This is a genomic window from Sporosarcina ureilytica (assembly GCF_001753205.1).
Lineage (GTDB): Bacteria > Bacillota > Bacilli > Bacillales_A > Planococcaceae > Sporosarcina > Sporosarcina ureilytica.
This window is the reverse complement of sequence record NZ_CP017560.1, coordinates 230,745-245,755: the sequence shown is the minus strand read 5'-3', so window position 1 is coordinate 245,755 and position 15,011 is coordinate 230,745. Positions and strand designations below refer to the sequence as shown.

Genomic DNA, 15,011 nt, shown 5'->3' with positions numbered 1-15,011 from the left:
AAAATAAAACCTATTTTGCAAAATGCAAAATAGGTATTTGGTTAATCATTCAGTAATTCAAGTATTCTTTCTAAGTCTTCTTCAGAGAAAAACTCAATCTCGATTTTACCTTTATTTTTAGATTTTTTTATATTTACATTTGTCCCGAAATAGTCGCGTAAACTTGATTCATGTTCTTGAAGAAACAAATCTTTCTTTTCTTTCTTCCTTGTTTCACGTGGAACTTCTTCATTTAAATGTTGAACAAGTCTTTCTAACTGTCGTACATTTAATCCTTCTTTTAATACACGTTCAGCAACGAGAGGAATTTGTTCTTTCTTTCGTAACCCTAGTAATGTTCGACCATGCCCCATCGAAAGCTTTCCATCTGTAATTAACTGCCTAATTTTTTCAGGCAGAGCTAGAAGTCTTATATGATTCGCTATATGGGACCTGCTTTTTCCTAATCTAAACGCTAACTGTTCCTGTGTGATTTTCAGATTATCCATTAATGTATTGTACGCTTCAGCTTCTTCTATAGGTGTTAAATCTTCTCGCTGAAGGTTCTCTAAAATTGCAAGTTCCATCGTTTCTTCATCAGTTAATCTACGAACAATGGCCGGAATTTCATCTAGCCCAACAAGTTTAGCTGCACGGAATCTTCTTTCTCCGGCTACAATTTCATAAGAAGTTCCTGTTTTTCTAACAATGATTGGTTGAAGGATTCCGTGTTCTTTAATCGAATCACTTAATTCTTCAATAGCCACCTCATCAAAGACCTTCCTTGGTTGATATGGATTCGGTTTAATGCTCTTAACATGTAATTGTTCAACTGTTTCTGCTTTTATTAATGATTCACCTGGAAATAAAGCATTGATACCTTTTCCCAGACCTTTAGCCATTGTGCACCACTTCCTTTGCAAGCTCCAAATACACTTCTGCACCGCGTGATCTTGAATCATAAACAATAATCGGTTCCCCATGGCTCGGTGCTTCACTAAGTCTTACGTTTCTCGGAATAATTGTTTTGTACACTTTGTCTTGAAAATACTTCTTAACTTCTTCAATCACTTGAATCCCTAAATTCGTTCTAGCGTCAAACATTGTTAACAAAACACCATCTATCATTAAGTCTTCATTTAAATGCTTTTGTACTAAACGGATTGTACTCAATAGCTGGCTTAACCCTTCTAATGCATAATATTCGCATTGCACAGGAATAATAATAGCATCAGATGCAGTTAATGCGTTGATTGTTAATAACCCTAGTGAAGGTGGGCAATCAATAATAATGTAATCATATTTACCTTTTACTTCTTGAATTGCATGTTTCATCCTTACTTCCCTTGAGATGGTCGAAACAAGTTCAATTTCTGCACCTGCTAATGAAATAGTCGCTGGGATAATGTCTAAGTTTTCAACTTTCGTTGATAAAATTACGTCGTCAATATCAACATCATCAATTAATATGTCGTAAATACATTTGTGAACGTCACCTTTATTAATGCCTACCCCGCTCGTAGCATTTCCTTGAGGATCCGTATCAATGAGTAAAACTTTTTTGCCTATATGGGCAAGGCAAGCACTTAAATTTACTGATGTTGTTGTTTTTCCGACGCCTCCCTTTTGGTTAGCAATCGCTATAATCCTGCTCAAGCTTGCACCTGCTTTCCTACTTTTTCCTGATTTCATTATATATTTAAAATTATCAACTCTTCTAATCTATCATACCAAATTTATAATAAAAAAAGATAATAACATGCAATTTAATCAATTTGACATTAACTTTACTATAGTAAGTTGCTAATAATATTGATCTCCGTTCCGGGCGGACGCTTTTCCGGCTTTAGGAGGCAGATGATTGAGTCATAAGACAATTTATCTACGTGACAAAAACTAATCCCACTAGAGTCGGTGCCTTCTACTTCATTCAACGACACTCGTCATCATTGTAGCGAACATTACAAAGAGTAAGAAGTCTTACAATCATCTTTATTATAAAAATAGGTAATGATGAAATCGATTAAAATATATAAAGAAAAAACTCTTGCTGCTACCGAGCAAGAGTTTTACTTCTTTTTCGGAATTTTTACGGTGATTTTATAAAAGTCTTCCGAGTCCTCTTCTTCTGTTTGTAAATCGATGCCGCTTTTCGTCACTAAAGATAATGATTGTTTAATCGTATTTAATGCAATACGGACATCGCGACTCACGGACTTTCTTTTTGGACGTTTTTCTTTCTTTTCTTTTTCTGGCGGGTTTAACATTTCTTCGATTCGTGTTTCGAGCTGCTTTACATTTAAGCCTTCCTCGATAACAACATTACACATCTCGATTTGTAAGTTTTTATCCTTTAAAGAAATTAATGCACGTGCATGTCTTTCGGATATCTTTTTATCCATGACAGCGTTTTGAATTTCCTCTGGAAGTTTTAATAGGCGAATCTTGTTTGCAATGGTCGACTGCCCTTTTCCCAACCTTTGTGCCAATGCTTCTTGTGTCAATTCATGGAGTTCTAATAACTGTTCGTATGCATATGCCTCTTCGATAGGCGTTAATTCTTCACGTTGTAAGTTTTCTATCAACGCGATTGAAGCCGTTTCTTTGTCATCAAGCTCACGAATAATGGCGGGAACTTCTTCCCACCCTAAATACTTCATCGCTCGATATCTTCGTTCACCAGCAATGATTTCATATTTATTTTCCGCAATCGTTCTAATAACTATAGGTTGAATGACACCATGGGTATGAATTGTTCTAGCAAGTTCCTCTATTTTCTCTTCAGAAAATATTGTACGAGGTTGATATTTATTGGGTACTATCAAATCAATCGCAACTTGCTCGACATGTTCATGATGATTACCCTCACTAATTTCAGGCTCTTCTTTCACACTACCCCCAAAAAAACGTGAAAAAGGACTTTTCATTTCCGGCACCACCTTTTCAAAACTACTCCCTAGCTCCAATTAGTTCGATACTTTATAAAGTAAGTCAATTTCATAATCCAATCTATTCGCTGCTATTGTCTCAACTTAGCGGTTTTAGGTAATTATGAAATTGACTCAAGTAAGTTCTTTCACTCTTCAACCTTAAATACTTTTATATAAAAAGACTGTTATTATCAGTCCATAACATGTACCCTATTTATTAAAACAAACTCTCATGAAATCGATGCAACTAATTATTTCAATACAATTATTGTAATCAATATCGCTAAAAGTAATGTTTCACGTGTAACAATATTATTTAATCGGTGATTTATTTGGAACTCCAGGTTTTCTTGGATATTTATTTGGTGTACTTTTCATTTTTGAGAAAACAAAAACATTTCGTTCACTTTCTTCTACTGGTAATAGAAATGAATAATCTTTCTTAAGTTTAGCTCCAAGAACGGTTAACGCTCTTCTGGCATCTGATAACTCCTTCTCAGCAGCTGCCCCTTTCATCGCAACAAAAAGGCCCCCTTTTTTAACGAGAGGAATACATAACTCGGATAAAACAGACAATCTGGCAACTGCACGGGCAGTAACAATGTCAAACTTTTCACGAAAAGCTTTATTCTGACCGAAGTCTTCAGCTCTTGCATGTACAAACTCCATATTTTCTAATTCTAGCTTTTCTGCTAAATGATTCAAAAATCCAATTCTTTTATTTAAAGAGTCAACAATTGTAACGTGTAATTCAGGAAAGCATATTTTTAATGGGATGCTTGGAAATCCTGCACCCGCTCCAACATCACAAAGTGTTTTCTTTCCAGTTAAATCTACGTAAAAAGCTGCAGTAATTGAGTCGAAAAAATGTTTTAAGTAAACGGAAGGCTCATCCGTAATTGCAGTCAAATTCATTTTTTCATTCCACTCAACAAGTTCTTCAAAATAAGTTTTAAATTGAATAATTTGTTTTTCAGTCAAGTCAATATTATGTTCTTTCAATGCTTGTAGAAATTGTTCTTCATTCATATATGCCAATCCTCCTTTTTTAAAAGTAGTACTTTACTTTTTAAAAAAACTGGTACGGCACATATATCCATACCAGTTAAGTTTACAGAATGAAAGTTATACAGTCAAAAAAAGATTGGGTTCACCTTACATATGGTAAAATTTCACCAATACTTTGCTTTAACCCGAAACCTTCGCAATTTTTCCCTGTTCAATATAGACAAGTAAAATCGAAACGTCTGCCGGATTTACTCCTGGCATTCTTGATGCTTGTGCAATTGATAAAGGTCTAACTTTATTCAGTTCTGCTTTTGCTTCATTTGCAATACCTGTAATCGCATCGTAATCGATGTTATGCGGTATTTTCTTGTCTTCCATCTTCTTCATACGTTCCACTTGTTGCATAGATTTTTCAATGTATCCCTCGTATTTTGTGAAAATCTCCACTTGTTCAATAACTTCCGGGGATAGTTCTACGTCGGATTCGATCATTCTTGCAACTTGATCATACGTGGCTTCAGGACGTTTCAATATATTTGCTGCCTTCATAGGCTCTTTTAATGCAGTTGAATTTGTTTCAGCTAGTATTTCATTGACCAATTCTGAAGGTTTAACCGTAAGTTCACGTAAACGTTTCAATTCACCGTCAATTTGTTGCTTTTTCTCCACATACTTTTGGTAACGTTCTTCGCTTACAAGACCTACTTCATAACCAATTTCAGTGAGTCTTAAATCTGCATTATCATGACGAAGAAGTAAACGATATTCCGCTCGTGATGTAAGTAGACGATACGGTTCGCTCGTTCCTTTCGTTACAAGATCATCAATTAAAACACCCATATAACCATCAGATCGCGCTAAAATAAACTCTTCTTTTCCTAATGCTCTTGCAGCTGCATTCGCTCCGGCCAATAAACCTTGTCCAGCGGCTTCTTCATATCCAGACGTACCATTTAATTGTCCCGCTGTATAAAGCCCGCGAATTTTCTTCGTTTCGAGCGTCGGTTTTAGTTGTGTTGGGATAATCGCATCATATTCAATCGCATATCCTGCACGCATCATTTGTGCTTTTTCTAAGCCTGGTACGCTTGCGATAAGACGATGTTGAATATGCTCTGGTAAACTTGTTGATAATCCTTGTACATATACTTCTTCAGTATTACGTCCTTCTGGTTCTAGGAAAATTTGATGACGAGATTTGTCATTGAAACGAACAATCTTATCTTCAATTGATGGACAGTAACGAGGACCTGGTCCAACTTCTTCACCTGAATACATTGGCGATAGACGAAGATTTTCATTGATAATTTCATGCGTTAATGGTGAAGTGTATGTGAGCCAACATGGCAGCTGATCCATAATGAACTCTGTCGTTTCATAACTAAACGCACGTGGTTCTTCATCGCCCGGTTGAATTTCTGTTTGACTATAATCAATCGTGCGACTGTTAATACGCGGTGGTGTACCTGTTTTAAAACGAACCATTTCAAAGCCAAGTTCTCGTAAATTGTCCGCTAACTTGATAGATGGCATTTGATTATTTGGACCACTTGAATAACGTAAATCTCCAATTAGAATTTCTCCACGTAAAAACGTACCGGTTGTCACAATGACTGTTTTAGCGCGGTATACTGCACCAACTTGTGTAATCACGCCTTTTACTTCTCCATCTTCTACAATGAGTTCGTCAACCGATGCTTGTTGTAATGTTAAATTCTCCGCTTCTTCAAGAATACGTTTCATTTCTTGCTGATATAGCACTTTGTCCAATTGGGCACGAAGGGCACGAACAGCAGGACCTTTACGTGTATTTAACATACGCATTTGAATATGCGTTTTATCAATTACTTTCCCCATTGCACCGCCGAGTGCGTCAATCTCCCTAACGACGATTCCTTTTGCAGGGCCACCAATTGATGGATTACATGGCATAAACGCAACCATATCTATATTCAAAGTTAAAACGAGTGTCGATGCACCCATTCGTGCTGAAGCTAACGCAGCTTCTACGCCAGCGTGGCCGGCACCGATTACTATCGTATCGAACGTGCCGGCTTCAAATTTGTTAGGCATGTTCTTTTCCTACTCTCTAATAAATTATTTTCCGAGGCAAAACTGCGAAAACAACTGATTAATTAAACCTTCTTGTACTGTGTCCCCGACGATTTCACCGAGAACTTCCCAAGACCTTGTAACATCTATTTGAATCATATCTACTGGGACACCGGCTTCTGCCGCCGCAAGTGCATCCTCAATAATAGTTCTTGCTTTGTGTAACAGTGCGATATGCCTTGCATTTGATACATAGGTCATATCCTCTGCTTCGATTGTACCTGTAAAGAAAAGGTTAGCAATCGCTTCTTCAAGTTCCATGACCCCTTCTTCTTCTAATAAAGAAGTCGTCACGATGTTGTTATCCCCTGCTATTTCAGCAACTTCGGATAAATCTATTTTAGCTGGTAAATCGGTCTTATTAACGACAACGATTGTATCCATGCCTTCGACAGCCTCAAAAAGACGCTTATCTTCTTCGGAAAGTACTTCCGCATTATTTAACACAAGAAGAATTAAATCCGCCTCTTTTAATACTTGTCTTGAACGTTCAACGCCAATTCTTTCAACGATATCTTCCGTTTCCCGAATTCCTGCTGTATCTACGAGACGTAATGGAACACCGCGGACGTTGACGTATTCTTCAATTATATCACGCGTTGTTCCCGCTATGTCGGTAACAATCGCTTTATTTTCCTGTACGAGACTATTTAGAAGTGAAGACTTTCCAACGTTTGGTCTACCAATAATCACTGTCGATAAACCTTCTCTTAGAATTTTTCCTTGCGCAGAAGTTTTTAGTAATTTGTCAATTTCATCTCTTACCCATGTACATTTTTCAATCATAAGAGGAACTGTCATTTCCTCTACATCATCGTACTCCGGATAATCGATGTTCACTTCTACCTGAGCAAGTGTTTCGATTAAGGCTTGTCTAAGTTCTCCGACAAGCTTGGATAGCTTCCCTTCCATTTGACCTAGTGCAACGTTCATTGCACGGTCCGTTTTCGCTCGAATAAGGTCCATGACTGCTTCTGACTGTGACAAGTCGATACGCCCATTTAGAAAAGCACGCTTCGTGAACTCTCCAGGTTCCGCTAGACGCGCTCCCTCTTTTAATAAGAGTGCGAGCACTCGATTCACTGCCACGAGTCCCCCATGACAATTAACCTCAACGACGTCTTCCCTTGTGAAAGTTTTTGGCGCTTTCATTAAGGAAACCATCACTTCTTCAATTGTTTCATTCGACCCGGGATCAATTAAATGACCGTAATGAATCGTATGAGATTGTTCTTCTGCCAACTGCTTTCCACTTGGTGAACGGAAAACGCGATCTGCAATCTGGACTGCTTCATCTCCACTTAATCTAACAATCGCAATCGCTCCCTCACCCATGGGCGTTGAAATGGCAGCTATAGTATCAAAATTCACGGTTTTTCACCTTCCTGGAGTAGTTATTCACATGTGGACAACGTATTTTCGGACACGACTTTCTAACATAGTATGTTAACACAAATTTAACGAACCTCATAGCCCTACAACTAAAAAATCTGTGGATAAATATTGGACGTTATCAAATAATGGAGGATTACGTGGAGATTTAACAAATGAAATAAGCATATGAATAGGGCGAAATTACTTAAATACGACAAACTGGTCACTTTGATAATAAAAAACTCCTATAACCTTTTAAATTGAAAGGTCATAGAAGTTAGTTCAATTGTTGTTATTAAATTGGTTCTATAACAAGATATCGGTGCGGATCTGTTCCTTCTGAATAGGTTTCGATATCCAGACGGTTAGATAAAGTGTGGTGAATGACTTTTCTCTCATAAGCTGGCATCGGTTCTAATTGTACTTTTCTGCCCGTTTGCACTGCCCTATTCGCCATTCTATCCGCAAGATTTGCTAATGATTGTTCTCGACGTTCACGATAATCGCCTACATTCAACCGCACGACTTTGAATTGGTCGGTATGTTGATTCGTAATCAGTTGCGCTAATTGTTGTAAGGCATTTAAAGTTTGACCTCTTTTTCCGATTAATAAGGCAGCTTTGTCACTTTCTAACTGAAAGTGTACATATTTGCCGTCAAGTTGATGTGTAACTTTTAAATCATCAATTCCCATTTCTTTAGCAATTTTTGAAAGATATTGCTCTGTGTTTGTGATTGGATCTATTTGTCGTTCCATAGTTGCAGGTTCCGCTACTATGTTATCTTTTTTCACATCATTAACTGTTTCTACTTCATTTTTCAGACTTATTTCGACTTCTTCTACAGGAACCGGTTGCTCTTTCACTGTAATTTTTACTTCGGCCTGTCTAGCACCAAATCCTAAAAAACCTCTTCTTCCTTCTGTCAGTACTTCAATTTCTACATCATTTCGTGAAACATTCAGTCGTTGCAATGCTTTTTCAATCGCTTCTTCAACAGTGGAACCATTTTGCGTCACCGTTGTCATTTTCTTTTCCCTCCTACTTTTGCAGGTTGTTCTACAAGTTCTTCTTCTTTTTTGAATGGCTTGTAAATGAAAAAGTTTTGAATAATAGAAATGATATTACCGATTACCCAGTAAAGTGACAATGCCGCTGGTAATATTGTTCCGATGACGATAATGAAAACCGGCATCACATACATCATCATTCTCATCTGTGGGTTCCCCATTGCTGGTCCAGTACGAAGAACAACGAATTGCATGATTCCAGCTATCACTGCGAGCGTAATGCTTCGCTCAGCCAACTGAAACCAAAGGAAAGTCCCAAGTTCGATTTCAGGCGTACTATTCATTCGGCTAATTGCGTGATAAAAACCGATCAAAATCGGCATTTGAACCAATACCGGTAAACAACCTGCTGCTGGATTAATTTTCTTTTCAGTCATGAGTTTCTGCATTTCAGTACGATACTTTTCTTGTGTCACTGCATCTTTAGATTTGTATTTTTCTTTTAATGCGTTTAACTCCGGCTGGACTTCTTGCATTTCCTTTGAGCTTTTTGTTTGTTTAATCATCAGCGGTAATAAAATTAGGCGAATAATAATTGTTACCGCAACAATTCCATACCCATATGTACCGAGTAATTCTTTAAATAAAGTGATGAGTGATACTAATGGCCAAACGATATACTTATTCCAAAATCCTTCACTATCTTCATAGATTGGTTCATTAAATTCTGTACAACCTGCCAATAATAAGGCCACGGCAGAGAACATAAGGATTAGTCCTAACCTCTTTTTCAAATTCGCTCCCCCATATCTTTTCTATTTAAATCAAAGTTAGTCAATTTCATAATCCAATCTTTTCGCTGCGCCGATACAATATATAGTTGAGTTAAACCGTTCTCAACTATATATTGTATCAGCTTAGCGGTTTTAGGTAATTATGAAATTGACTCAAGTAACTATTAGTTAAATAAAGTTTATCATTTAAAAATGTGCTTCGCTACTGCTGTCTTTTCTTTAATACACGTGCAATACGCAGAACATGTTGTAAACTTTTTTTGGTTTCATGAAAATCCATTGTCGCTGCTTGGTTTCTAGCAATAATCACATAATCTATATCATTTTTCAGTTCATCTTTTAGTTCAAGAAAAGATTGTCTTATATAACGTTTAATTCGATTTCTTGTGACCGCATTTCCAACTTTCTTACTTACAGACAGGCCTAATCTAAATTCAGATTGCCCTTCTTTATAATAGCGGTAGACAATAAATTGACGGTTCGCAAACGATTTTCCGTCTTTAAATACTTTCTGAAATTCACTATTCTTTTTTATTCGTTGGCGTTTATTCATTTAACAAACTCACCTGTTCCATCAATAATTTTGCATTTACCATTCATTAAGCCTCTTTAAATGCACTAAAATAAAACATTGAACTAAATTTTCAAGGTGTGGCCGTAATTATTTTACCCATACTTATGGCTTACTAGACTTTTCTTCGATCATCTATCTTTGGAAAAACATCAACAATTCGTCTGTATTATCTATTTTAAGTTTTATAATCATGTTTTCACTGTAAATATGATAAAAAAAAGACCACTGAGAGTCAGTGGCCTTATGCTGTAAGCACTTTTCTTCCTTTGCGTCGACGTGCTGCAATGATTCTGCGCCCGCTTTTCGTGCTCATTCTCGCACGGAAGCCGTGAACTTTACTACGTTTACGTGTATTTGGTTGGAATGTACGTTTAGTCATTTATAAGACACCTCCTACATTGAATGTCGCTATTACGCCTGACATTCCTAACAATTATAATTTTTTTTAACCTGAAAGTCAATCTTTTATTATTTCTTTATGCTTATCACCTATTCCGCTGAAAGTTTTTCGTAATGGATTACTAATATAGATAAGCATTTTAACCCGTTATACAGACATAGCCCAATATTTATTTTGCGTTATTAACTTCTACATTTACACTTGTCCAACATCCATTTCTTTAATAACTTAGTTATCCACAGAACTTTTTTTATTCTTGGCATGAATATGTGCGCATTATTTTTCCTGAAAATATTATGCACAACAAATATCGACAAAAGGTGCACATATAAATGCCTGTGGATAAAGGATTTGTGAGTAGTGGAGTGCGTTGTGGATAAGATACAGAAAGCCTTGTAATTACAACTGTTCCCTGTTACAATAAAAAAGATTTAATTGTGCACAAAAAAATAACGCTTACCTTTATCCACAATTGTTGATATGTTGTGGATAATTTTTTCCACACTTTTGCATAATTGTTATCCACACAGTGAATTTATGTGTATAATACATATCTTCACTTAAAAAGTTTATGTAAAGGAGGCACCTTAGTGGATCACCTAGAAAAATTATGGGATGAAGTCTTGTCGAAAATTGAAGAACGAATTTCAAGACCGAGTTTTGAAACCTGGCTAAAATCGACAAAATTAATTTCTTACGAAGAAGAGAATGTCACGATAGCTGTCCCAAATACATTTTCAAAAGACTGGTTGGAAAGTAATTATATTCACTTAATCACTGGTATTCTGTCTGAAATTACAGGGGAAGATCGATTTATCCATTTCGTTGTACCCGAAGATATGGAAGAAAAGGACTTTATGATGCCTAAACCAGTTGAACCACCTGCTGAAACTCCCCCTTCTCATTCAATTGCGGGAATGCTTAATTCAAAGTATACATTTGACACTTTTGTGATTGGGTCTGGCAATCGTTTTGCCCATGCAGCATCACTAGCCGTTGCAGAAGCACCAGCGAAAGCTTATAACCCTCTTTTTATTTACGGAGGCGTTGGGCTGGGGAAAACTCACTTAATGCATGCCATTGGCCATTATGTATTGGAAGATAATCCGAACGCCAAGGTTGTTTATTTAACATCTGAAAAGTTTACAAATGAATTCATTAATTCAATTCGAGACAATAAAGCCGTCGAATTTCGCAACAAATATCGAAATGTTGATGTGCTTCTCATAGATGATATTCAATTTCTTGCAGGAAAAGAACAAACACAAGAAGAATTTTTCCATACGTTTAACACACTTCATGAAGAATCAAAGCAAATTGTCATTTCAAGTGACAGGCCACCAAAAGAAATTCCAACATTAGAAGATCGACTTAGATCACGCTTTGAATGGGGACTTATTACGGATATTACACCGCCTGATTTAGAAACAAGAATCGCGATATTACGTAAAAAGGCGAAAGCTGATGGGCTTATCGATATTCCAAACGAAGTGATGATGCATATCGCTAATGAAATTGATACGAATATTCGTGAACTTGAAGGAGCTCTAATCAGAGTAGTTGCCTATTCTTCATTAGTGAATAGTGATATTACAGTAGAACTTGCTGGTGAAGCATTAAAAGATATTATTCCAAATACAAGACCAAGAACCGTTACCATCCTTGATATTCAAAAAACAGTTGGAAAACACTTCAACATACGCCTTGAAGATTTTTCGGCTAAAAAAAGAACACGTGCAATTGCCTTTCCAAGACAAGTTGCCATGTATCTATCAAGAGAGTTAACGGATAATTCTTTGCCTAAAATTGGTTCAGAATTTGGAGGTCGAGATCATTCAACGGTTATTCATGCACATGAGAAAATCTCGACGATGTTAAAAGATGACCAAGCTTTGCAACAAGATATAAAAGAAATCAAAAATACGCTTGGTAGAGAATAATCATAACTTGTGAGTAACATAGGATAACCCATGCACAATCATGAACATGTTGTACACATGTTGAAAACCTTGTGGCAGTGCAGTAAAGTCACTTATCCACAAATCCACAGGCCCTATTACTATTATTACTATCTTTTAATTAATTAATATAAATATATAAGCGAGGGTATGAAATGAAATTTGAGATTGTAAGAGACGAACTTCTCGATGCGCTAAATGATGTTATGAAAGCGATCAGTTCTAAAGTTGCGATACCAATCTTAACGGGAATAAAAATTGAAGTGAATGAACAAGGAATGTCGATGACAGGTAGCGATTCAGATATTACGATTCGTACTTTTATCCCCGTAGAAAGAGATGGTAAGGAACTCATTAAAATCTCTGAACAAGGCAGTATCGTCTTACAAGCAAGAGTTTTTAGTGAAATTATTCGTAAACTGCCAACAAACGAAGTTAAAATTAACGTAACAGACGGTTTACTCACATTAATTCGTTCAGGGAAATCTGAGTTTAAATTAATTGGATCAAATCCAGACGAGTATCCAATTTTGCCGGAAGTGAAAGATGAGCATAGCTTTTCATTACCAGCAGACCTAATGAAATCAATTATCCGTGAGACAGTATTTGCTGTATCTCAGCAAGAAACGCGCCCAATTTTAACGGGTGTTCATTGGACTGTTGAAGAAGGTAAATTATCATGTGTTGCAACGGACAGTCACAGACTTGCAAGAAGACTTGCATCTCCTGAAAATATGCCAACAATCCCATTTAGTTTTGTCATACCAGGAAAAAGTCTTCAAGAATTAAATAAAATTTTACCGGATTCTGATAGTCCAGTAAAAATTATTATTGCAGAACAACAAGTTCTGTTTAAAACGGATCATGTATTATTTTATTCACGTTTACTGGAAGGAAATTATCCTGATACGTCACGGTTAATTCCAACTGAAAGTAAAACATCTGTTACAGTCAATGGCCGTTCACTGTTACAATCCATTGACCGAGCATCCTTACTTGCTAAAGAAGATCGTAATAATATCGTTCGTTTTTCCACAGAAGATAAAATGATTGAGATATCGTCTAATTCACCTGAAATCGGAAAAGTTGAAGAGCTAGTTGAAGCAATTCAAATCGCTGGTGAAGAACTGAAGATTTCTTTTAGTGCAAAATATATGATGGATGCATTACGTGCAATTGATGGACAAGATATTGAGATTCAATTTACGGGAGCAATGCGACCATTTATATTAAAATCGGCAGATGATGATTCGATATTACAATTAATCTTACCTGTTCGAACGTATTAAAAACTTGTTAATAAAAGGTTCGCTCCGACTATAGATAAAGTCGTTTTACACTTTATCTATAGTCTTTTTTTACTTACGACCGGAAATCCTGTAAAATGAAGTGATAACTAACTTATGAAAGGTTGAAGATCGATGAAAGATCTGACTATCCATTCGGAATTTATAACACTTGGCCAATTTTTAAAAATGGTGAACGTGATTAGTTCAGGCGGCATGGCCAAATGGTATCTGGATGAAAATACCGTTTATGTAAATAATGAACCAGAACAAAGACGTGGTAAAAAGTTGCGCCATAATGATATTGTCGAGATTCCGGATTTAGGTAAATTCAAAATAAACGAAGAGACAGACGGTTCGCCGGATGTATATTGAGCGACTAGCTTTAACGAATTATCGAAATTACGAAAAGCTCGATTTGTCATTTTCCCCTGAGATTAATGTCTTAATAGGGGAAAATGCACAAGGCAAGACAAATATCATGGAGGCCATATACGTTTTGTCGATGGCAAAATCACATCGCACTTCAAATGATCGTGAATTGATACGTTGGGAACAAGAATATGGTAAAATAGAAGGGAACATTAAACGTAAATATGGGAATCTCCCACTTGAGCTTGTTATTTCCAAAAAGGGAAAAAAAGCACGAGTAAACCATTTAGAGCAAAATCGATTGAGCCATTACATCGGTCAATTAAACGTTGTGATGTTTGCCCCTGAAGATTTAAATCTTGTTAAAGGGAGTCCTTCTGTCAGGAGACGATTTCTAGATATGGAAATTGGTCAAATTTCTCCTGTCTATCTTCATGACCTACTTACATTTCAAAAGGTTTTAAAGCAAAGAAACGCAATTCTACGAGATAATCGAGGAAACTCAAATTTTAATAATGTCATGTTTGATATATATACAGAACAGTATATTCAAGTAGCTATCCAAATTATTCGTAAACGTTTTTATTTCATGGAATTACTGCAAAAATGGGCAGAACCGATTCATAAAGGTATTTCCCGGGGAATGGAATCGTTGAAAGTTTCTTATGGAACTTTAAAAGACTTGAATTCTGGGCAGACTACTGAAGAAATGGAAAACATTTTTGAAAAACGGTTAACTGAAATGCGTTCTAGAGAAGTAGATAGAGGGTTAACCTTACTTGGACCGCATCGAGATGATTTACATTTTCACGTTAACGGCTATGACATTCAAACGTTCGGTTCGCAAGGTCAACAAAGAACAACGGCTTTATCTTTAAAATTAGCGGAAATTGAATTAGTGAAACAAGAAGTCGGTGAATCCCCGATATTACTTCTCGATGATGTCTTATCGGAGTTAGATGATTTCCGTCAGTCTCATTTGTTAAATACGATTCAAGGTGAAGTCCAAACGTTTGTTACAACGACAAATATTGCTGGTATCGATCACGAAACAATTCGCCAAGCCGAAATATTTGAAGTGACTGCAGGAACCGTGAAAAGAAAAAGTGCCGAATAGTGCCGTTCCAACTCTTTTGTAAGAGCGGTAGTTTTTTTACTGAAATAAGATTCATTAGTTGCGGGGTTTACGTATGCAATTACTTTGCTAGGTGTGGT

14 protein-coding genes are annotated in these 15,011 nt (G+C 36.5%); 4 read left to right on the top strand and 10 right to left on the bottom strand.

What is annotated here, in order from left to right:
- Nucleotides 1-41: 41 nt before the first annotated feature.
- The 10 genes from BI350_RS01205 to rpmH form a co-directional block, all read right to left on the bottom strand.
- The gene (locus tag BI350_RS01205) at nucleotides 42-881 is read right to left on the bottom strand and encodes a ParB/RepB/Spo0J family partition protein (protein WP_075526462.1); all 840 of its coding nucleotides are present in this window, start codon (nucleotides 879-881) and stop codon (nucleotides 42-44) included.
- Nucleotides 874-1,635, bottom strand: a complete 762-nt coding sequence (locus BI350_RS01200; RefSeq protein WP_075529180.1) for a ParA family protein — start codon at nucleotides 1,633-1,635, stop codon at nucleotides 874-876. The genes BI350_RS01205 and BI350_RS01200 overlap by 8 nt, the downstream gene beginning before the upstream one ends.
- A gap of 413 nt (nucleotides 1,636-2,048) precedes the next feature.
- Nucleotides 2,049-2,906, bottom strand: a complete 858-nt coding sequence (gene noc, locus BI350_RS01195; RefSeq protein WP_075526461.1) for a nucleoid occlusion protein — start codon at nucleotides 2,904-2,906, stop codon at nucleotides 2,049-2,051.
- Nucleotides 2,907-3,221: 315 nt separating this feature from the next.
- Nucleotides 3,222-3,938: a 16S rRNA (guanine(527)-N(7))-methyltransferase RsmG gene (rsmG, locus tag BI350_RS01190; RefSeq protein WP_075526460.1), complete on the bottom strand. Its 717-nt coding sequence runs from the start codon at nucleotides 3,936-3,938 to the stop codon at nucleotides 3,222-3,224.
- 159 nt (nucleotides 3,939-4,097) lie between these two features.
- Nucleotides 4,098-5,990, bottom strand: coding sequence for a tRNA uridine-5-carboxymethylaminomethyl(34) synthesis enzyme MnmG (gene mnmG, locus BI350_RS01185; RefSeq protein ID WP_075526459.1), 1,893 nt, complete (start codon nucleotides 5,988-5,990; stop codon nucleotides 4,098-4,100).
- A 24-nt stretch (nucleotides 5,991-6,014) separates the two neighbouring features.
- On the bottom strand, nucleotides 6,015-7,400 hold the full coding sequence (gene mnmE / locus BI350_RS01180) for a tRNA uridine-5-carboxymethylaminomethyl(34) synthesis GTPase MnmE (protein ID WP_075526458.1): 1,386 nt from the start codon (nucleotides 7,398-7,400) through the stop codon (nucleotides 6,015-6,017).
- 298 nt (nucleotides 7,401-7,698) lie between these two features.
- Nucleotides 7,699-8,430 carry an RNA-binding cell elongation regulator Jag/EloR gene (gene jag, locus BI350_RS01175; RefSeq protein ID WP_075526457.1) on the bottom strand — a complete coding sequence of 244 codons (732 nt, stop codon included), beginning with the start codon at nucleotides 8,428-8,430 and terminating at the stop codon, nucleotides 7,699-7,701.
- Nucleotides 8,427-9,206 (bottom strand): membrane protein insertase YidC, encoded by a 780-nt coding sequence (yidC, locus tag BI350_RS01170; RefSeq protein ID WP_075526456.1) that lies wholly within the window; start codon nucleotides 9,204-9,206, stop codon nucleotides 8,427-8,429. The genes jag and yidC overlap by 4 nt, the downstream gene beginning before the upstream one ends.
- 202 nt (nucleotides 9,207-9,408) lie before the next feature.
- Complete coding sequence (gene rnpA, locus BI350_RS01165; RefSeq protein WP_075526455.1) at nucleotides 9,409-9,759, bottom strand: ribonuclease P protein component; 351 nt, start codon at nucleotides 9,757-9,759, stop codon at nucleotides 9,409-9,411.
- Nucleotides 9,760-10,021: 262 nt separating this feature from the next.
- On the bottom strand, nucleotides 10,022-10,159 hold the full coding sequence (rpmH, locus tag BI350_RS01160; protein WP_075526454.1) for a 50S ribosomal protein L34: 138 nt from the start codon (nucleotides 10,157-10,159) through the stop codon (nucleotides 10,022-10,024).
- A gap of 611 nt (nucleotides 10,160-10,770) precedes the next feature.
- On the opposite strand from rpmH, the gene dnaA reads away from it, so the two are divergent.
- The 4 genes from dnaA to recF all read left to right on the top strand — a co-directional run bounded on the left by dnaA (nucleotide 10,771) and on the right by recF (nucleotide 14,913).
- Nucleotides 10,771-12,120 carry a chromosomal replication initiator protein DnaA gene (gene dnaA / locus BI350_RS01155; RefSeq protein WP_075526453.1) on the top strand — a complete coding sequence of 450 codons (1,350 nt, stop codon included), beginning with the start codon at nucleotides 10,771-10,773 and terminating at the stop codon, nucleotides 12,118-12,120.
- A gap of 173 nt (nucleotides 12,121-12,293) precedes the next feature.
- On the top strand, nucleotides 12,294-13,427 hold the full coding sequence (gene dnaN, locus BI350_RS01150; protein WP_075526452.1) for a DNA polymerase III subunit beta: 1,134 nt from the start codon (nucleotides 12,294-12,296) through the stop codon (nucleotides 13,425-13,427).
- A gap of 132 nt (nucleotides 13,428-13,559) precedes the next feature.
- Nucleotides 13,560-13,799 (top strand): S4 domain-containing protein YaaA, encoded by a 240-nt coding sequence (yaaA, locus tag BI350_RS01145; RefSeq protein WP_075526451.1) that lies wholly within the window; start codon nucleotides 13,560-13,562, stop codon nucleotides 13,797-13,799.
- Nucleotides 13,789-14,913, top strand: coding sequence for a DNA replication/repair protein RecF (gene recF / locus BI350_RS01140; RefSeq protein WP_075526450.1), 1,125 nt, complete (start codon nucleotides 13,789-13,791; stop codon nucleotides 14,911-14,913). The genes yaaA and recF overlap by 11 nt, the downstream gene beginning before the upstream one ends.
- Nucleotides 14,914-15,011 lie beyond the last annotated feature (98 nt).